Source organism: Trinickia sp. EG282A, from assembly GCF_040965455.1.
GTDB classification, from domain to species: domain Bacteria; phylum Pseudomonadota; class Gammaproteobacteria; order Burkholderiales; family Burkholderiaceae; genus Trinickia; species Trinickia symbiotica.
Genome location: NZ_JBFRCC010000003.1, coordinates 438,682 through 456,623, shown reverse-complemented (window position 1 = coordinate 456,623; position 17,942 = coordinate 438,682). Strand labels below are relative to the sequence as shown.

Genomic DNA, 17,942 nt, shown 5'->3' with positions numbered 1-17,942 from the left:
ATGTTACCGCCTTTGCGGCTGAGGCTGCGGTTCTTAAACTTTGGGGCATAGATCAACTCAACTGGAGGGGCGCAAATGAAAGCCTTCAACGATACGGCTGACGTCACGCATTTCATCGGCGGAAATCGGGTTCGCGGCGCGGCGACGCGCACGCAGGCGGTCTTCAATCCCGCGACGGGCGCCGAGGCCCGCAAGCTGATCCTCGGCGAATCGGGCGATGTGGCCGCGGCGGTCGAGTCGGCCAAGGCCGCGTTCCCGAAGTGGAGCGATACGCCCCCGATCCGCCGTGCCCGCGTGATGCTGCGTTTCCTCGAGCTGATGAACAAGCGTCGCGACGAGCTCGCGGCCATCATCACGGCCGAACACGGGAAGGTGTTCTCGGATGCGCAAGGCGAAGTCGAGCGCGGCATCGACGTCATCGAGTTTGCGTGCGGGATTCCGCAGCTGCTGAAGGGCGACTATACCGAGCAGGTTTCGACCGGCATGGACAACTGGACGATGCGCCAGCCGCTCGGCGTCGTGGCCGGCATCACGCCGTTCAACTTCCCCTGCATGGTGCCGTGCTGGATGTTCCCGGTCGCGATCGCGGCGGGCAATACGTTCATCCTGAAGCCTAGCGAGCGCGACCCGTCGGCATCGCTCTTCATGGGCGAGCTGCTGAAAGAGGCCGGCTTGCCTGACGGCGTGTTCAACGTCGTGCAGGGAGATAAGGTCGTCGTCGATGCGCTGCTGACGCATCCGGACGTCAAGGCGGTCAGCTTCGTGGGCTCGACGCCGATCGCGAATTACATCTACGAGACGGGTGCGAAGCATGGCAAGCGTGTGCAGGCGCTCGGCGGTGCGAAGAACCACATGGTGGTCATGCCCGATGCCGATCTCGACAAGGCCGTCGACGCGCTGATCGGCGCGGCCTACGGATCGGCCGGCGAGCGCTGCATGGCGATCTCAGTGGCCGTGCTCGTCGGCGACGTCGCCGACAAGATCATTCCGAAGCTGGCCGAGCGCGCGCGCTCGCTCGTCATCAAGAACGGCATGGAGACGGATGCCGAGATGGGGCCGCTCGTGACACGCCAGGCGCTCGAGCGCGTCGAAGGGTATGTGGCACTGGGTGTCGAAGAGGGGGCGACGCTCGTCGTGGATGGCCGAGGACACAAAGTGCCGGGCCATGAAAACGGCTTCTTCACGGGCGGCACGCTGTTCGACCATGTCACGCCGCAAATGCGCATCTATAAGGAAGAGATCTTCGGGCCCGTGCTCAGTTGCGTTCGCGTGCACGACTTCACCGAGGCCGTCGACCTGATCAACGCGCACGAGTTCGGCAACGGCGTGTCGTGCTTTACGCGCGACGGCAATATCGCGCGCGAGTTCGGTCGCCGGATCGACGTGGGGATGGTCGGCATCAACGTGCCGATTCCGGTGCCGATGGCGTGGCAGGGCTTCGGCGGCTTCAAGCGCAGCCTGTTCGGCGATATGCACGCGTACGGCGAGGAAGGTGTGCGTTTCTACACGAAGCAAAAGTCGATCATGCAGCGTTGGCCCGAGAGCGTAGGGAAGGGCGCCGAGTTCGCGATGCCTACCGCTCGCTGAGCGCGATCGATGAGGCATTGGTTTCCCGCGGGGAACCAATGCCATTCATTGTGTCGCCTCGGGAAATAGGATGCGCCGCGCGCATTGTCGCGGCGCATCGCGCATTGGGACGCTGCAAGACTTCCGCTTTTTCCTTGCAGTCAACGCTGTTTTGCCGGTTGGCGATTGACCCGCATCCCCGCAAAAACGAAGATCTCTCTGGACGATACACGTGCAGGGGCACATAGGCGGGAACGGATGGATCTGTCATCGCGCGACCGCGATGGGTTGGCCGGCCGGCTACGAATCGGTGCATTGGAAAGCACCGCGTCGACGCGATTGCCGCCGCTCGTCGCCGACTACCACGCTCGCTGGCCGCGAGTCGAACTCGAGATATCGCTCGGTACATCGGCTTCGCTGACGGACGGCGTACACGACGGCCGAATCGACTGTGCTTTCGTCGCCCGTCCCGAACCGGCATCGACTGTCTCCTCGAACGAGACGTTCCGGCAAGCCGGTGCGAACGACGGTCTCACCGCGACGTACGCCTACACTGAGGAATTGCTGCTCGTGCTTCCCGCAAGCCACCCTCAGGTGCGCGCGGCGGATGACCTGACAATCGCGGCGATAGCCGTCTTTGCCGAGGGATGTACTTATCGGCGCGTGCTCGAGCGCTGGCTCGCATTGAACGCTGGCAAGAGTGCACGGCATTGGGACGTCGTCGAGCAGACCTCCTATCATGGAATCCTGACGTCCGTGGCGGCAGGTTGCTGTATTGCGCTATGCCCGCGCTCAGTGCTCGACGCGCAGCAGACGATGCCGTATGTTCGAACGCATTCGCTCGGAACGGTCGATACCTTTCTGATAGCGCGCGAAGGGTTCATGAGCACGGCCTATGTCGAGTTCGTGCACGCGCTGCGGCGCACGGGCCACGCTTTTCGGCCAAGACGTTGGCGCTCGGAGGCGTCGGCTGAATCGGAAGCAAACGTTCGTCCGCGGTACACCACGTCCTATCTGAATCCGGATCAAGGGGAATCGAATGAATAGCGTTAGCGGAAACCAAAAACAAAAAGCCTTGCTGAGCTTGCTCGGCGTCGACAAACCGATCATTCAAGCGCCAATGGCGGGTGTCAACACGCCGGCGCTGACGGCTGCGGTCTCGAATGCGGGCGCGCTGGGTTCATATGGCGTGGGCGCGATGAACGCCGATAACGCGCGCAAGACCATGCGCGAAATCCGAGCGCTCACGAGCAAACCGTTCAACATAAACGTCTTCTGCCACCAACCGGCCACGGCAAATGAAGCGGTCGAGCGTCAATGGATCTCATGGCTCGCGCCACATTTTGCGCGATTCGGCGCCACGCCGCCCGCGAAGCTGAACGAGATCTACAAGAGCTTTCTCGTCGACGAGGACATGTTCAACGTCTTTCTCGAAGAAAAGCCGGCTATCGTCAGTTTCCACTTCGGATTGCCTTCGCGGAGCGTGATCGACGCGCTCAAAGGGGCCGGCATTCGGCTTTTGGCCTCCGCAACGAACGTCGGCGAAGCTGAGCAGGTCGTGGCCGCGGGCGTCGATGCGATCGTCGCGCAAGGAATCGAGGCCGGCGGACATCGCGGCGCATTCGACCCACGACAGGACGAAGAGCTCGGCACATTCGCGCTGACGCGACTGCTTGCATCCAAGTTCGATCTGCCGGTCATCGCCGCCGGTGGGATCATGGACGGCGCGGGGATTGCAGCGGCGTTCGCGCTGGGCGCCGCGGCGGCCCAACTCGGTACCGCCTTCGTCGCATGCCCGGAAACCTCGATCGACGACGGTTATCGGCGTGCTTTGCTCGGGGACAACGCGCGCCGCACCACATTTACCGAGGCCATTTCCGGTCGTCGAGCGCGAAGCATCATGAACAAGTTCACCGAGCTCGGCGCCGATGCGGAGGCGCCGCAGGTCCCGGCTTACCCCATCACCTATGACATTGGCAAGGCGCTCCATGCTGCCGCGAAGGCGAAGGGCGAATTTGGATACGGTGCGCAATGGGCCGGGCAAGCCGCCGCGCTCGCACGCGATCTGCCTGCGGCGGAACTCGTCGCGCAACTGGAGGAGGAGTTGAAGGCCACCGTTAGGGGGCTTTGCGACCGATGCGCTATCTGAAAGCGTAAAACTGTTCCCTTGGGGGGTGGTGTAGCATTAGCAGCGATGCTTGCGATGTGTTCCACTTCCCCGAGGGGCAAAGCATGGACGTGACCGACCTCAAGGTATTCGAAGCCGTGGCGAGGCATGGCAGCATGAACCGCGCTGCCGCCGAACTGCATACCGTGCAGTCGAATGTCACGGCGAGGATCCGGTCGCTCGAGCGTGAGATCGGCGTGGCCTTGTTTCAGCGGCATGTACGCGGGGTGAGCCTGACGCCGGCCGGCGAGCGGATGCTGCCGTACGCCGCGCGCATCGCGAAGCTCGTGGCCGACGCAAAGCTGGCGGCGCTCGACGACGGCGCGCCGGGTGGCACGCTCACGCTCGGAACGCTCGAGACGACGGCAGCGCTTCGGTTGGCCCCCGTTCTCAGCAGCTTTGCTCGCATGTATCCGCAAGTTCGCCTCTCGCTGACCACGGGCACGAGTTGCAGCTTGACGGCGGACGTGGCCGATTGCCGTCTCGACGCCGCATTTGTGGCGGGGCCGGTCGATCATCCCGATCTTCACTGCGAAACGGTTTTCCGCGAAGAATTGGTGCTCGTCACTGCGCGCGCGATCCGCTCGCGCGAAGCGCTCAACGCGATCGGCGAGCTCAAGACGATCGTCTTCCGACTCGGCTGCTCCTATCGTCAGCGGCTCGATGAACTGCTCGCCGATATGGGCATCGTGACGGCGACGCCGCTCGAATTCGGTTCGCTCGATGCGATTGTCGCCTGCGTAGCCGCGGGCATCGGCGTTACCCTGTTGCCGAGGGGCGTGGTGTCGGCTGCGGCCGATCAGAATCTGGTAACCATCCACACTGTGCCGCCGGAAATCGCCGACGTCGAAACGCTGTTCATCCGTCGACACGATGCGTACGTATCGAGCGCGATGCGCGCATTCGTCGACACTGCCCGTTCACAGCTCGGACCCGTCATGGCCGCGGCTTGAGCGTGACGGTTCAGGCAGGAACGACATCGAACTCTATCCTGATGCCACCAGGCTCGTAGATCATCGTGTGGCGCTTCGGTCCCTTGCCGAGCAGTTCGGGCGCGAATTCGACGATGACACCGGGCCACTTCGAGACGCGCTCGACGATCTCGGCAAACGCGCCCACGGCGGAAATCCGAGGGGTATCGCGCTTTGTGATACCCCTATCTGAACAAACCGCCAGCGTCCCATGCAAACGTTGCTAAAGTTGGTACTAGTCAACGAGGCAACAATCGGCATGCTCTGGAATAGGGCGGGGCGCGGAACCTGGTCATGGATGTAGTGCGCAGCATGAAGATTTTCATCGCGGTCGCGGAATCGGGCAGCTTCACGGCGGCCGCGCTCGAACTCGACGCGAGCACAGGATATGTCTCGCGCACGATTTCGGAGCTCGAGTCGCGCCTGCGCACACGGCTGCTGAACCGGACGACGCGCCGCATCGCGCTGACCGAGGCGGGCGAACGCTATTTGAATCGTTGCCGCGTCATTCTCGCTTCAATTGACGAAGCCGAAGCGGAGGCCTCGGAGGCGCATGCGAAGCCATCGGGCACGCTTCGACTGCATGCGATGTCGAGCATCGGGCAGAACTTCGTCATGCCCGCCATCGCCGCCTACCAGCAGCGCTATCCCGAAGTGACGATCGAGCTCACGTTAACGCAGAACGTACCGGACTTGCTCGAGGACGGGTATGACGTTGCGCTGCGCGTGTCGCTCGATACGCTGCCCGATTCAAACTACATTTCCCATGAGCTCGGGTCGGCTCAAGGCATCCTCTGCGCCGCTCCGCAGTACCTTGCGGCGCGCGGCACGCCGCAGACGGTCGAGGATCTATCGCGGCATACTTGTTTGCAGGTGGCGTTGCCGTCTGTCTTCCCCGCCGATCACTGGCGACTTGTCGGGCCCGACGGCGAACGCCTCTTTCGTTTGCCCGACCATCGATTCAAAGTGAACGTTCCCGACGCGATGGCCGTTGCGTTGCAAGAAGGGATGGGCATCGGCGCATTGCCGGTGTTCGTGGCCCGTGCGTTCCTTCGTAGCGGATCGCTCGTCAGGGTCCTGCCTGAGTGCCATTTGCAGACGCTCAATATCTATGCGGTCTATGCATCGCGCCAATACGTCGACGCGAAGATCAAAACGTGGATCGAATTCCTCCGAGCGTGGAGCGATGATGTGCTTCGCACAAATGAGCTCGCGTGGGCCGCTCATGCGCGGCCTCGTCCGCAAGAGACCGCTGCCGCGACGAACAATGCTACGGCCGCGACGACGAGCGGTTGATCGAACGAGTGCGTGTGCGCCACGAGTCGATCCGACAACAGCGGGCCGACGATTTGCCCGAGCCCGTACGCGGCTGTCAGGGTGGCCATCAGATTGAACTTCACCGCATGAGCGACGCGCTTCGCCGCGGGCATGACGACGGTCACGGTGCCGACGAACGTGCCGCCGACGAGCACCGCGCTACCGAGGAATGCGAACGCCGAGTGATCGAGAACAGGCAGGATGACGCCGGCGGCTTGCACGGCCAGGTTGGCGGCCAAGGCGGTGCGGCTGCCCCAGCGATGATGGAGCCAGTGCCAGAGGAAGCACGACGGAACGGCGGCCACGCCGAACGCTGCCCAGATGTGGACGGGATTGACCTGGGGCAGGGCGTTTCTGACGAGTAGCGGCAGATAAGTTGCCGTGACGATGTAGCCGAGGCCGGCGAGACCATAAATGGCGATTAAGGCCCGAGGGCCGATGACCGCATCATGCGCGCTCGAAGCGCCTCTTGCTCCTTCATCTCTTTCGGAGTACGAACGAACGTTGCGTGCCACCGCCGGCCAAGCAATTGCGGAGAGAATTGCCGATGCAGCGGCGAGAAGAAGCCAAAGCGCCGCGGTCCCTAGCCCTCCCGCATGACCGAACGCAATCAGTTCGGCCGAAATGGCAATGCCTGTCCCCACGCCCGAATAGAGGATGGGCGCGCCGTGATGGTGTCCGATCACATGGAACAGCCATACCGATACGGCAACGAGCGCGAGTGCGCTCATGGCGCCCGCGATGAACCTTGCGCCGATGATGAGCGCAATCGACGGATGCAGCGCAAGGGCGGCCAGGCAAACGACTGTTCCAATGGTGGCGAATTGGCAGAGGCGCACCGCATGCCGATGATCGATCCGGCTGACGGCGAGTGCGCCGAGCAGATAGCCGGCGTAGTTCGCGGACGCCGCGAGCGAGCCCCCCGACACGGTCATGGCCGCTTCCTTCACCATCAGCGGGTACATGCCCGTGAACGAGAAACGGCCGAATCCCATTCCGACGGCAAGAATCAATGCGCCGGCAATCGACTCCAGTACGGGAGCGCAGCGCGCTCGTACTAATGCGTTTTCCATTTGCGTCCACCCACCCATCTTCCAATCCGAACGGCTCGTCACGTCGAGCCTTCAGTTCGTTCAATATTGGTTCGTGGATAGGCGAACGACAATCGCCGGCCGGTAAACACTCTTTTTACCGGCGGCGATCATGCGGTCCTCCGTCAGTCGTCCTCTTTATACCGCGCGTCGAGACTATCGAAGAGGGGTTTCTGAACGAGACGCTGGCGCTCTTTGAAGGGCGCGACGATGGCCGGGTCTTCATCTACGCGTCCCCGCTCGCGCAGCACGCCGAGCGACTGTTGCATGCCGCGCACGGCACCCTGTAGCGCTGCATTCGCGTAGAGCACCAATCCATAACGGAGCGCGGCGAGCGCGTCGCGATCCTGGACGGGCGTCTTGCCGCCGATGACGATATTGATGAGCAACGGCTTCTCGAAGAGACCCGGCAACCGCTCGATATCGGCGCGCGTCTCCATCGCCTCGATGAAGAGCACGTCCGCACCCGCTTCGACGAAGCGATGCGCGCGGTCGATAGCCGCGTCGATTCCATGCGCCGCCGCGGCATCGGTGCGGGCGACGATCAGGAAGTTGTCGTCGGTGCGCGCATCGACGGCGGCGCGTATCTTGCCGACCATTTCCCCGGCGCTGACGACTTCCTTGCCGGAGAAGTGGCCGCATTTCTTGGGCATGACCTGATCTTCGATCTGAATGGCATCGACACCGACGCGCTCGAGCGTACGCACCGCTTGGCGAACGTTGAGCGCATTGCCGAAGCCGGTATCGGCATCGACGATGAGCGGCAGCTCGACGGCATCGCGAACGCGCGCCGCGTGTTCGGCGATATCGGTGAGGCCGATGAAACCGAGGTCGGGAAGCCCGAACGACATGTTGGTGACGCCGGCGCCCGTCAGATAGACGGCGCCGAAACCCATATCCTCGATGAGACGCGCGCTCATGGCGTTGAACGCGCCGGGTACGAGCAGGCCTTGCTTCTTGCCGATCTCGGCGCGAAAGCGTTCTCTACGGGAGGCAGCGGATGAGCTCATGGAGTAGTCCTCGTGTGTGGGACGACGGCGCGGACGCAATCGTCAAGGAATGCGAAATAGCGTACAGGCCGAACTCGTCAGTATCGACCGCCTGCGCGAAACGTCGGGCACCCAGGCTTCGAGTGCTTCAAACGATGAAGGATAATCGATCAGTGCCTCGTGCTGCGTGTGCGGCCAGTCGCTGCCCCAGACGAGCCGTTGCTCGCCGAACGAATCGAGCAAGCGCTCGGTAAGCGCTTTGCCGAGCGCCAGGCCATCGCTGCCCGACGCACTGCGGTAGGCGGCGGACAGCTTGACCCAGACGCGGCCCGAATCGGCCGTCGAAAGCAGATAACGGAAGCCGGGGTCGGCGGCGCCGGCGTGCGGGTCGGGGCGGCCGAAATGATCGACGACGACCGTGCACCCCTGCGACAGCAGCGCATCGACGACGACCTGCAAATCGGCCGCCTGCCGATGCACTTCGACGTGCCAGCGCAACGCGTTCACGCGGGCAAGAAGGCGAGGCCATGCACCCGTCCGCAGGTCGGGCAGCGACAGGCCGATGAGATTGAGCCGGATGCCGACCACGCCGCACTGATCGAGCGCCTGCAGCTCATGCTCGGAGATCTCCACATCGACGACCGCCACGCCGCGAAAGCGCCGCGGATAGCGTTTCGTCGCGGCAAGCAGGAAGGAGTTATCGGTCCCGAGGAAACTCGGCTGCACGAGCACGCCATGGGAGACGCCGTCCGATTTCAAATGCGCGACATAGGCATCGAGCGTGGCATCGTAATCGGGCGCATGGCGCCGAACCGCGGCGAGCGGCAGACCGCGCGTAAAGACGTGAGCATGCGAATCGACGGCCGTGATTTCAGGCGCGCGGTGCTCGAGCCAATCCGCATGGTGCTGAATGGACGGGGCAGCCGTCTCCGTGTCGCGGGCGGCCTTGACGTCGTCTAGATCGTTCATGAAACGTAGCGAGCAAAAAATTGACGATGCACTTATCCGCGCGCGGCAGGCGCGGGGTCCGCCGACGATGAAGACCCGCCGCGCGCGGCCGATGCGGTTGCCGCATCGATTCGCCGGCCGCGCGTCTCGGGCAGCAACAAGGCAGCGATGACGACGAGACCATAGGCCACGCCCGCGTCGATGCCGATGGCGGCGCCGAGCGGCATCGAGCTGCTCATATGCCCGATCAGTACGGGAAAGCCTGCGGATACAATGCGTCCGAAGTTATAGCAGAAGCCGACGCCCGTCCCTCGGACGCCCTGTGGATAAAGCTCGTTGAAGAGCGCGCCGAGCGTGGCCGGGATGCCCGCGGAGAAAAGGCCGAGCGGAAAGCTCAGGATGAGCATCGCCGTATCGCCGATCGGCAGGAACACATAGAGGTTGACCGTCACGACGCAGCAAAGCGCGAAAAAAATCACGTTGAGGCGCCGGCCGATGCGATCCTGCAGCCACGCGCTGACGAAGCAGCCAGTGATGAAGGCGACGATGACGACGGCGAGATAGCCGCCTGTTCCGAGCACAGACAGATGGCGCTCGGTCTTGAGGTACGTCGGCAGCCAGGTCGTGATCGCATGGTAGCCGCCGTGCGCACCGAGACCGATGACACCTCCCACGAGGGTCGTGCGGACGACGGAGCGATCGAAGATGCCCGCCGCGATGGCAAAGACGCCAGGCTTTTTTCCGGGCTGCGCCGAAGTTGCTTTCGGACGCGGCGGCTCCTCGACGTTACGGCGCAAATAGAGCACCAGTAGCGCGGGCAGCAGGCCGAGCGCGAAGACGACACGCCATGCCCATTGCGGCGATACCCACGAGAAGACGATCGTATAGAGCAGCACGGCGCCGCCCCACCCGAAGCCCCAGGCGCTTTGCACGACGCCCATGGCCTTGCCGCGATGCCTGGCGTTGATCGTTTCGCTGAGCAGCACGGCGCCCGCTGTCCATTCGCCGCCGAATCCAATTCCCTGCAGCGCCTTCAGCGCGAGAAGCTGCTCGAAGTTTTGCGCGAATGCGCTCAGAAAAGTGAAGAGCGAGAACCAGACGACCGTCAGTTGAAGCGCGCGGACGCGGCCGATGCGATCCGACAGAATCCCCCCGAGCAGTCCGCCCAGAGATCCGGCCACGAGCGTCGCGCCGCCTATGAGCCCTGCCTGCCCCTTGCTGATGCCCCATGTCGCGAGCAACGCAGGGATGACAAGGCTGAAAACCTGCGTATCGATTGCGTCGAGCGCCCAGCCGGAGAAGCAACTCCATAGCGTGCGTCGTTCGGACTTCGAAATATCTCCATACCACTGCATCAATGTCTCCCGTTTTTTATCGCGTGCAATGGGTGGAAAGAGGCGCTCGCCCACGACACGATCGAAACAGATTCTAAAAAGCATTACAGTAGCGCGATACTATGAAACTGTTGATCTTTCATCACAGAATGATATGGAATCCACGCGGAACCTTCGCTACTTTCTGGCCGTTGCCGATGCCGGCAGCGTGACGGGCGCGGCCGAAGTGCTCGGGATCGCGCAGCCGGCGCTCAGCCAGGCGATCACGAGGATGGAGCGTGAACTAGGCGTGAAGCTGTTTCAGCGCACACGCCGCGGGGCCACCCTGACGGCGGCGGGCGAGGCCATCGTCGACGATATCCGGCTCAGCGTCTCGCGCATCGAGGCCGCGCAAACGCGTGCTCGCGATATCGGCACGCAGCATGGCGGCAGGCTCGCGATCGGATTCGTCTCGGCGGCGCTCTTCGAAGTGCTGCCGGCCGCCATCGGTGCCCTGCGCAAGGACACGCCGAACGTGAAGCTGTCTCTGCGAGAAATGAGCAACGCGGAGCAGGCAAGCGCGCTCGAAAAAGGTGAGATCGACCTTGGGTTGCTCCATACCCCGGTGACCGTCGGCGGCAAGATGCACGAAAAGTTGATCGCGAGCGAGCCGCTTCTCGCCGTCGTTCACGAATCTTTTCCGGTGGCCGGCGACGGCAAGGTCAGCCTCGCCGAGCTTGCGGACATCGGGTTGGTCTGGTTTCCGCAAGACCAGCTTCCCGGCATTCGCGCCGGGATACTGAGCGCCTTCAGGAAGGCGGGCCGCGAAGCCGCCATCGTCCAGGACGCCAATCGCTCCTTGACGGTGCTTGCGTGCGTCGCGGCGGGCTGCGGCGCGTCGCTTCTGCCGCAGTCGACGAAGGCGCTGCAGTTCGCGGGCGTGCGGCTGTGCGAGGTGCGCGACGGGCAATACTTGCCGCCGTTCGAGCTGAGCGCGATCTGGCCGCAACGCTCGCGGCCGACGCTCGCGGACAGATTCGCTTCGTTGCTGGGCGACACGGTCAGTCGTCCACGCACGGTCGCTCGCAAAAAGGCGTAGTCCGACTGTCAGACTACGCCCGCGCCGACGTCAAGCTCGGCCACGTCCCCAAGTCATGCTGGCGAACACCCCGTCACGGCGGATCAGGCCATGCAACAGTGCAGCGGCGAGATGCAGCAGGACGGTCGCGAACAAGGCAAACGCGAGCCCTGTGTGAAGTGAGCGCAGCAGCGCATAGAGGCGCGTGTCATGCGGGAGAATTGGAGGCAGATGAAACGCGCCGAACATCGTCACGGGGTATCCGCCTGCCGACAGCATGCCCCAGCCGATCAAGGGCATCGCGGCCATGAGCAGGTAGAGCACGAGGTGCGAAGCCTTGGCGGCGAACCGCTGCGCGGCGGGCATATCGTCAGGCAGCGGCGGGCTGCCGCGCGTGACGCGCACGAACGTCCGAACGATCAGGAGTGCTAAAAGCGCGATGCCGAGCGGACGATGGATGGCGATCAGCGTCTCATGCGCTCTCGAAACGGTCGTGACCATCGCGATGCCGATGAAGAGCATCGACAAAATCATGGCCGCCATCAGCCAATGAAGCAGCCTTTGCAAAACGCTGAAGTGGATATGAGGGCGGTGGGTGCTCATGAGGGATTGGCCTTGTGCGTGTCGCTGTGCAGCGCGGGATTCAGCGCTTCTTCGTGCGTGCGTCGCTGATAGGAAACGGCGTACGCGGCGGATCGCGCGGCGAGCAGCGGATCGTTCGACGGCTCGATGCCTGCCGGCACGATCGTCGGGTCGAAGTTGACGTCGCGGCACGCGCCGCTCTCTTGCGATGAGGCGCGTTCGACCACGAGCGTGCCGGCGTCGACTTGCGGGCGATCGGCCGGCCACGGCTTCGTCGCATCGTCGACAGGATCGCCCGCCGCGGCTAGTGTCAGGATCAGGTGCCAGCGCAGAGGGCCCGTTCGCAGCCGGTCGTACAGCTCGGACGCGAGGTACGCCGACTCGCCTTTTTCGGTGGCGGTCAACGGGGTATAGGGCAATTCCGGTTGCATCGACCAACGCACCGCATTGCGCTTTCCCGCCGCGTCGACGAGGTAAAACGCGTTGACGCTGTAATAAGCGCCGTTCGCGAAGCTCGACGAAGGTGGATGCTGCTTGATCCAGGTCATGAAGGCTTGCGCTTCGGGGTTGGCCGAGTAGAAGGCCTTCAGCTTCGCCGGATCGGGTTTGCCCGTCGCGGGATCAGGACGCGAAGCGACGAGCTGCTGGTAAAACTGCGCTGGGGTATGCACGGGGAAGAGCGGCACCGAGTTCATCCCCGTACGCCATTGCTGGCCGTCTTGCTCGGTGAAGAGCAACGCCATGCTGCGAATCGGCACGCTGTTATCGGGCGCCTCGGGATTGGTGCCGGGAATCGCGAAGCGTCCGATGACAGGCGTGCGTCCCTGCGCGAACACGGCCGCTTTCGAGAACACGCTCGCGCGACCGTTGCTCTCGAAGTAGCCCGTGATGCACAAGCCCTTGGCATGGTTGCGGCGAAAGCCCGCATGCAGGCCGCCGTTCCGTTCGAAGGTATCGATGAGTTTGGTCGTCGTGAGACGCGACGGCGTCAGCCAGCCCGCCGTATAGGCGAAGCCGCCCGCAAGCAGGGCGACGACGACGCCGATCGCCGCGAGGCGGCACGGCACGCAGATGCGTCCGGGCGGCGAGGAGAAAGGTGCGGTCACGGGGGCTCCTTGATGGGGATTCTTTCGGGGAGAACACCGTTGGAAGTCGGTTATTCCAGCAATCGGCGGATTTCATGTCGCGCGGATGCTGGCGGCCGCCGGATCGTGCCGTCGGCGCGAACGACGCCTAGCCGGCACGTGCACCCGCATCCTCAACGACAACCGAGCCGGCCGCCCCTGACCGCCGTGCCGCACGCCGCCATTCTCCCGGAGTCACGCCCATCCATTGCGCGAAGCTGCGCCGAAAAGCCGCGATCGATTGGAAGCCGGCGAGTTCAGCGGCCGCTTCGGTCGTGATCGAGGGATGCTTCAGGGCGTTGGCCGCCAAGCTCATCCTGATATCGGTCAACAGGTCGTGCGCCGAGCGCCCGAGTGCGTCCTCGAAGTGACGGGCGAACGTCGCGCGCGACATATTGCAAAGTTGTGCCAGTTCCGGCAACGTCCAGGGCTTCGCGGGATCGCCGAACATCGCCGTCACGGCCGGCGCGAGGCGTGGGTGCCCAGCCAATGCCAGCAGCCCTTTCGGCGTCTGCTGCAATTCGCTCGCCGCGCGCAGCGTCAATGCGAAGAGGGCCGACGACAGCACATTCAGCATCGCATGGCTGCCGAGCTTCTCTCCCACGGCCTCGACTCTCATCATTCGCACGAGGCTGGCAAGCTGATCGGCAGCCGGTGCGTTCTCCGCGTCACGAACCGCGTTCGGCGTACGGACGATCAACGTAGTGGGCAGATAGTCGCGAACGAGCCTGTCATGCGGCGGTTCGACGAAGAAGCGACCGCAGAGCATGTCGAGACGCTCGCCCGATCCTGTGTTTTCGTTGACGATGACATTGGCCCCTTCCGTTACGCGAACGGGCGCCGGCGGCCGCGCGCTCCCGTCGTGCAAGACGTGAGCCGAGCCGTGCGGCAGCAGCAGGATGTCGCCCGATGAAAGCGTCTGTGAAGTTCGCGAATCGGGATCTTCAAGGAGCGCGGACCCGTTTACGATGACGTGATAGGGAATCTCCCGCGCGGCCGATTCTTCATACACGACGCGCCACGGCGCGCCGAAGGCGCAGCGAATCTCGAGTTGGCCGGTGACCGTGACGATCTCCAGCAATCGGCTGAGCCAGTCCGGTCCAGGGCGCACGCGCTTCTCCAGCGTTGAGACTTTCGAGCATTCTATTGAGCTCTCATAGTCTCGGCAAGCTCAACGCTCACCCATAAAGTGAGGGCTCCTAACCACCTTTGAAGGAGTCCCACCATGAGCCGCATCGCCGTTCCCTCCATCGATTCCGCCACAGGCGCTACCGCTGAAGTGTTTGCACAAGTGAAGAAGGGCACCGGCGGCAGCGTGCCCAACGCCTTCGCGACGCTGGGTCATGTCGCACCGGGTACATTGTCCGCCTATCTCAACGCCGAGGCCGTGCTGGGGGGAGCAAGTCTTTCCAAGCAAGACCTCGAGACGATCAAACTCGCCGTCAGCGAACTGACGGGCTGTGGCTACTGCGTCGCCGCGCACACGATGCTGGGTAAGTTCGCCGGACTGCGCCCCGAGGTACTCAAGCAAATTCGAGCCGGCGAGCCGACCGGCGACGCCAAGCGCGATGCACTCGTCCGTTTTGTGCGGACGCTCGTCGGCACGCGCGGCGAGATTAGCGCGGCCGATTTCGATGCGATTCGCACGGCGGGCTATAGCGACACACAATTGGCCGACATTTCGCTCGCCATTGCATTGATCACATTCACGAATACGTTCAATCGAATCAACGATACAGACGTGGATTTCCCGCCGGTGCGGTAATAGGCGACGAGTGAACGCGCTGCATCATGAGCGCGTTCACGCTCTATTCATCATGGCAGTCTTTTGGGAGTACTAACCAAGCGCCGTCAACGTACCGCGGCGCTTGCTCGGTAGACCGATATTCCCTCCATCGGGTCGGGCTCTTCTTGCCAGGGCGCGAGCTCGAGCATTTGCTTGGTGTCCTCGTAGCCGGCGCTCCAGCGCTGCTCAATCCCGCTCGCCGAAAAATCGATGTCCCTGTTGAGGTCTCCATCGGACCGCGGTGCGTCGAGCTCGACGACTTGCATCGTCGTGTTGCATCCCCAGCCGAGCAACTCTTTCACCTCGGGCGATTCGAGCTGCTCTTGGGGAATATGACGTCCGAGCTCGCGAATCACGTGCCGAAGCCGATGGATCTGCTTTTGCCGCGCGAGATGGCTTTCCGAGCGGCTCGCATACTGGATGTCCCGCTGACGGCTCAGCACCTGCCAGATCGAGTCCGGCTCGGGGCCGTCCGTCGACCACAACTGCACCGCGAAAATGATGGAGCTGCGTCGAGGCTTGTCGTCCAGCACCGCCTCGAGCGGCGTATTCGAATAGATGCCGCCGTCCCAATACGGCTCGCCTTCCAGCCGCACCGACGGGAAGCCGGGCGGGAACGCCGCCGATGCCATGACATGTTCGGGATCCATGGGCGCGTCGCGATTCGTGAAGTAATGCATGCGCCCGCTGCAGACGTTGACGGCACCTACCGTGAGCCTCGTTTTTCGCTCGTTTAGGTACGTGAAATCGACGAGCGAAGTGAGGGTTTCGCGCAACGGCGCGGTCGAGTAAAACGCGGCGTGCTCGACGCCGACGCGCTGGTGAAGGCCAGCCCAGACGTCAAGACGTGGCGTGAAGAACGAGGCGATGCCTTGCGTGACGATCGCGAGATCGCGCGACCAGTTTTCGAAGCCGGGCAGCCAGCCTGGCGTTGAAATGCCGCGCTGGGAGACACCGTCCCAGAACTGCCGCAGCCGCGTGAGCCGGTCTTCGAATGGATTGCCCGCGATGAGAGCACCGTTTATCGCGCCGATCGAGGTGCCGATGATCCAGTCGGGCTCGATTCGCGCGTCGTGCAGTGCTTGGTAGACGCCGGCCTGATAGGCGCCGAGCGCGCCGCCCCCCTGCAAGACGAGCACGACCTGGCCGGGCATCGGCGCGCAGGCGCTGGTGTGGTCCGAAGCCGCTTCGGGGCTCGTGGTCCGCATTCTCCTGCTCATCGTGGGCTCCACTCTCGTGAACGCAACAGCGACAACCAATCATCTTTTAGCGGGAATCGGCGTCGCAGTCAAAGAATTAAAGGCTTCGTTCGTTCGTGCGTGCGGAATCGCCATGGCATGATGCGTGCGGCTGCCCAGGGTAGCTCGAAGACTGTTCGACGGCCCGGGCTTTCGGAGGCTGACGATGGCGAACAAGGCGGGAAACCGACGTGTCGGCACGGCGGCGAAAGACGACGATGCAGCGGCTGCGGCGCAGCAGCCCAAGATTCTGACGCTGAGCGCGGTGACGCTTGCGACGCACGACATGGCCCGTGCAGTGCGCTTTTATGAAGCGCTCGGTTTCCCGCTCAAGTATGGCGGGCCATCGGAAACCTTCACATCGTTCGAATTCGGCGGTACGTTTTTGAATCTGATCGCCGACGCACGCGCGCCGGCGGCATGGTGGGGGCGTGTGATCGTCTACGTCTCCGACGTGGATCGCCTTTACCGCAAAGCGCTCGCCGCGGGGCTCGAGCCGGAGTTCGCGCCGCTCGACGCGCCGTGGGGCGAGCGATACTTTCATATCGTCGATCCGGACGGCCATGAAATCAGCTTTGCGAGACCGCTTGGCTAGCCGGCCGTCGGCCTCCGCCGTAACGGCGGGTCCGCCCGGCATGGCTGTAAAGGGCGTGGCGGCCGGTCGACGGGAGGCGGAGCGCGCCCGCTCGCAGTAATACGGTTGACACCAGGCGTAACGATAATCACTAGCTTTGCGCCGCCAGCATGGCGGCCGTTGGCGCCTACCCGTTGCCTTGGAGGATACGATGGACAAAGAGGACAGGAAATCCGACGCGGAGCTTTTCGCCGAGCGGCAGCGCCGTTTCGAGGAAGATCTCGTCGATGCCTACGACGAAGAACTCGAAATGGAGGTGGACGACCGCCTCCTCGATGGTTCGTCGGCTTTCACTCCAGAGGCACGCAGCGACCGCAGGCACTATTTCCGCGAGCTTTTCCGCCTGCAGGGCGAGCTGGTGAAGCTGCAGGACTGGATCGTCGCGACCGGCCATCGGCTCGTGGTGATCTTCGAAGGCCGCGACGCGGCGGGCAAGGGCGGTGCGATCAAGCGCATCACGCAGCGGCTCAACCCGCGCGTGTGCCGCGTCGCCGCGCTGCCCGCGCCGAGCAACCGCGAGCGCACGCAATGGTACTTTCAACGATACTCCGCGCACCTGCCCGCCGGCGGTGAGATGGTGCTGTTCGACCGTAGCTGGTACAACCGTGCGGGCGTCGAGCGCGTCATGGGCTTTTGCACCGATGAGGAGTACGAAGAATTCTTCCGCTCGGTGCCCGAGTTCGAAAAGATGCTCGTGAGGAGCGGCATCCAGATCCTCAAATACTGGTTCTCGATCACCGACGAGGAGCAGGAGATCCGCTTCCAGGCGCGCATCCACGATCCGCTCAAGCAATGGAAGCTGAGCCCGATGGACCTCGAGAGCCGGCGCCGCTGGGAAGCCTATACGCAGGCGAAAGAGGTGATGCTGCAGCGCTCGCATATTCCCGAGGCGCCCTGGTGGGTCGTGCAGGCGGTCGACAAGAAGCGCGCGCGCCTGAACTGCATTCACCACCTGTTGAGCCAGGTGCCGTACCACGAGGTCGAGCACCCGGTCGTCACGCTGCCCGAGCGCGTGCACAACGAGGATTACATCCGCCAGCCGGTGCCGGCGTCGATGATCGTGCCCGAGATTTACTGAGCCGTTGCCGGCACCGGGGCTCTACTGAGATGGTGCCGGCATAGACGACGATGTGCTCGA

17 protein-coding genes and 1 pseudogene are annotated in these 17,942 nt (G+C 63.5%); 9 read left to right on the top strand and 9 right to left on the bottom strand.

Annotation, left to right across the window (positions count from 1 at the left end):
* Positions 1-75: 75 nt before the first annotated feature.
* The 4 genes from AB4Y31_RS16570 (at position 76) to AB4Y31_RS16555 (ending at position 4,686) form a co-directional block, all read left to right on the top strand.
* A complete protein-coding gene (locus AB4Y31_RS16570) occupies positions 76-1,587 on the top strand; it encodes a CoA-acylating methylmalonate-semialdehyde dehydrogenase (protein ID WP_368674847.1) in 1,512 nt (503 codons plus the stop codon).
* A gap of 237 nt (positions 1,588-1,824) precedes the next feature.
* Positions 1,825-2,613 carry a LysR substrate-binding domain-containing protein gene (locus tag AB4Y31_RS16565; RefSeq protein WP_368674846.1) on the top strand — a complete coding sequence of 263 codons (789 nt, stop codon included), beginning with the start codon at positions 1,825-1,827 and terminating at the stop codon, positions 2,611-2,613.
* Positions 2,606-3,715, top strand: coding sequence for an NAD(P)H-dependent flavin oxidoreductase (locus AB4Y31_RS16560; RefSeq protein WP_368674845.1), 1,110 nt, complete (start codon positions 2,606-2,608; stop codon positions 3,713-3,715). Before AB4Y31_RS16565 ends, AB4Y31_RS16560 begins: the two co-directional genes overlap by 8 nt.
* A gap of 83 nt (positions 3,716-3,798) precedes the next feature.
* On the top strand, positions 3,799-4,686 hold the full coding sequence (locus tag AB4Y31_RS16555) for a LysR family transcriptional regulator (protein WP_368674844.1): 888 nt from the start codon (positions 3,799-3,801) through the stop codon (positions 4,684-4,686).
* A 10-nt stretch (positions 4,687-4,696) separates the two neighbouring features.
* Here AB4Y31_RS16555 and AB4Y31_RS16550 read toward each other — a convergent pair.
* A pseudogene (locus AB4Y31_RS16550) lies at positions 4,697-4,837 on the bottom strand (glyoxalase); the annotation flags it as partial.
* A gap of 179 nt (positions 4,838-5,016) precedes the next feature.
* Here AB4Y31_RS16550 and AB4Y31_RS16545 point away from each other — a divergent pair.
* Positions 5,017-6,000, top strand: a complete 984-nt coding sequence (locus AB4Y31_RS16545; protein WP_368674843.1) for a LysR family transcriptional regulator — start codon at positions 5,017-5,019, stop codon at positions 5,998-6,000.
* Here the strand turns inward: AB4Y31_RS16545 and AB4Y31_RS16540 are convergent.
* The 4 genes from AB4Y31_RS16540 to AB4Y31_RS16525 form a co-directional block, all read right to left on the bottom strand.
* Entirely contained in the window at positions 5,928-7,094 is a 1,167-nt protein-coding gene (locus tag AB4Y31_RS16540) for a YbfB/YjiJ family MFS transporter (RefSeq protein ID WP_368674842.1), read from the bottom strand. The two genes, AB4Y31_RS16545 and AB4Y31_RS16540, sit on opposite strands and share 73 nt — an antisense overlap.
* 143 nt (positions 7,095-7,237) lie before the next feature.
* Positions 7,238-8,122 carry an oxaloacetate decarboxylase gene (locus AB4Y31_RS16535; RefSeq protein ID WP_018438670.1) on the bottom strand — a complete coding sequence of 295 codons (885 nt, stop codon included), beginning with the start codon at positions 8,120-8,122 and terminating at the stop codon, positions 7,238-7,240.
* Positions 8,123-8,164: 42 nt separating this feature from the next.
* The gene (locus tag AB4Y31_RS16530; protein ID WP_368674841.1) at positions 8,165-9,070 is read right to left on the bottom strand and encodes an amidohydrolase; all 906 of its coding nucleotides are present in this window, start codon (positions 9,068-9,070) and stop codon (positions 8,165-8,167) included.
* Between the two features lie 32 nt (positions 9,071-9,102).
* Positions 9,103-10,404 carry an MFS transporter gene (locus AB4Y31_RS16525; protein WP_368674840.1) on the bottom strand — a complete coding sequence of 434 codons (1,302 nt, stop codon included), beginning with the start codon at positions 10,402-10,404 and terminating at the stop codon, positions 9,103-9,105.
* A gap of 133 nt (positions 10,405-10,537) precedes the next feature.
* Here AB4Y31_RS16525 and AB4Y31_RS16520 point away from each other — a divergent pair, with 133 nt between their 5' ends.
* Positions 10,538-11,461 (top strand): LysR family transcriptional regulator, encoded by a 924-nt coding sequence (locus AB4Y31_RS16520; RefSeq protein WP_368674839.1) that lies wholly within the window; start codon positions 10,538-10,540, stop codon positions 11,459-11,461.
* 30 nt (positions 11,462-11,491) lie between these two features.
* Here the strand turns inward: AB4Y31_RS16520 and AB4Y31_RS16515 are convergent, their stop codons facing one another.
* The 3 genes from AB4Y31_RS16515 to AB4Y31_RS16505 all read right to left on the bottom strand — a co-directional run bounded on the left by AB4Y31_RS16515 (position 11,492) and on the right by AB4Y31_RS16505 (position 14,257).
* Positions 11,492-12,043 (bottom strand): cytochrome b, encoded by a 552-nt coding sequence (locus AB4Y31_RS16515; protein WP_368674838.1) that lies wholly within the window; start codon positions 12,041-12,043, stop codon positions 11,492-11,494.
* Positions 12,040-13,068, bottom strand: coding sequence for a catalase family peroxidase (locus AB4Y31_RS16510; RefSeq protein WP_368675309.1), 1,029 nt, complete (start codon positions 13,066-13,068; stop codon positions 12,040-12,042). The genes AB4Y31_RS16515 and AB4Y31_RS16510 overlap by 4 nt, the downstream gene beginning before the upstream one ends.
* Positions 13,069-13,255: 187 nt before the next feature.
* Positions 13,256-14,257: a cupin domain-containing protein gene (locus tag AB4Y31_RS16505; RefSeq protein ID WP_368674837.1), complete on the bottom strand. Its 1,002-nt coding sequence runs from the start codon at positions 14,255-14,257 to the stop codon at positions 13,256-13,258.
* Positions 14,258-14,371: 114 nt separating this feature from the next.
* Between AB4Y31_RS16505 and AB4Y31_RS16500 the strand changes: the two genes are divergently transcribed.
* On the top strand, positions 14,372-14,911 hold the full coding sequence (locus AB4Y31_RS16500) for a carboxymuconolactone decarboxylase family protein (protein ID WP_368674836.1): 540 nt from the start codon (positions 14,372-14,374) through the stop codon (positions 14,909-14,911).
* A gap of 86 nt (positions 14,912-14,997) precedes the next feature.
* Here AB4Y31_RS16500 and AB4Y31_RS16495 read toward each other — a convergent pair whose 3' ends face one another.
* Entirely contained in the window at positions 14,998-16,086 is a 1,089-nt protein-coding gene (locus AB4Y31_RS16495; protein ID WP_368675308.1) for a patatin-like phospholipase family protein, read from the bottom strand.
* 250 nt (positions 16,087-16,336) lie between these two features.
* Here AB4Y31_RS16495 and AB4Y31_RS16490 point away from each other — a divergent pair, with 250 nt between their 5' ends.
* On the top strand, positions 16,337-16,765 hold the full coding sequence (locus AB4Y31_RS16490) for a VOC family protein (RefSeq protein ID WP_368674835.1): 429 nt from the start codon (positions 16,337-16,339) through the stop codon (positions 16,763-16,765).
* Positions 16,766-16,955: 190 nt separating this feature from the next.
* A complete protein-coding gene (ppk2, locus tag AB4Y31_RS16485) occupies positions 16,956-17,882 on the top strand; it encodes a polyphosphate kinase 2 (RefSeq protein ID WP_368674834.1) in 927 nt (308 codons plus the stop codon).
* The last annotated feature ends 60 nt before the right edge of the window (positions 17,883-17,942 follow it).

Excerpts from the sequence above, each read along its gene's own strand:
- AB4Y31_RS16570 (WP_368674847.1), top strand. The coding sequence starts at position 76 with ATGAAAGCCTTCAACGATACGGCTGACGTCACGCATTTCATCGGCGGA.
- AB4Y31_RS16565 (WP_368674846.1), top strand. The coding sequence starts at position 1,825 with ATGGATCTGTCATCGCGCGACCGCGATGGGTTGGCCGGCCGGCTACGA.
- AB4Y31_RS16560 (WP_368674845.1), top strand. The coding sequence starts at position 2,606 with ATGAATAGCGTTAGCGGAAACCAAAAACAAAAAGCCTTGCTGAGCTTG.
- AB4Y31_RS16555 (WP_368674844.1), top strand. The coding sequence starts at position 3,799 with ATGGACGTGACCGACCTCAAGGTATTCGAAGCCGTGGCGAGGCATGGC.
- AB4Y31_RS16545 (WP_368674843.1), top strand. The coding sequence starts at position 5,017 with ATGAAGATTTTCATCGCGGTCGCGGAATCGGGCAGCTTCACGGCGGCC.
- AB4Y31_RS16540 (WP_368674842.1), bottom strand. The coding sequence starts at position 7,094 with ATGGAAAACGCATTAGTACGAGCGCGCTGCGCTCCCGTACTGGAGTCG.
- AB4Y31_RS16535 (WP_018438670.1), bottom strand. The coding sequence starts at position 8,122 with ATGAGCTCATCCGCTGCCTCCCGTAGAGAACGCTTTCGCGCCGAGATC.
- AB4Y31_RS16530 (WP_368674841.1), bottom strand. The coding sequence starts at position 9,070 with ATGAACGATCTAGACGACGTCAAGGCCGCCCGCGACACGGAGACGGCT.
- AB4Y31_RS16525 (WP_368674840.1), bottom strand. The coding sequence starts at position 10,404 with ATGCAGTGGTATGGAGATATTTCGAAGTCCGAACGACGCACGCTATGG.
- AB4Y31_RS16520 (WP_368674839.1), top strand. The coding sequence starts at position 10,538 with ATGGAATCCACGCGGAACCTTCGCTACTTTCTGGCCGTTGCCGATGCC.
- AB4Y31_RS16515 (WP_368674838.1), bottom strand. The coding sequence starts at position 12,043 with ATGAGCACCCACCGCCCTCATATCCACTTCAGCGTTTTGCAAAGGCTG.
- AB4Y31_RS16500 (WP_368674836.1), top strand. The coding sequence starts at position 14,372 with ATGAGCCGCATCGCCGTTCCCTCCATCGATTCCGCCACAGGCGCTACC.
- AB4Y31_RS16495 (WP_368675308.1), bottom strand. The coding sequence starts at position 16,086 with ATGCCCGGCCAGGTCGTGCTCGTCTTGCAGGGGGGCGGCGCGCTCGGC.
- AB4Y31_RS16490 (WP_368674835.1), top strand. The coding sequence starts at position 16,337 with ATGGCGAACAAGGCGGGAAACCGACGTGTCGGCACGGCGGCGAAAGAC.
- ppk2 (WP_368674834.1), top strand. The coding sequence starts at position 16,956 with ATGGACAAAGAGGACAGGAAATCCGACGCGGAGCTTTTCGCCGAGCGG.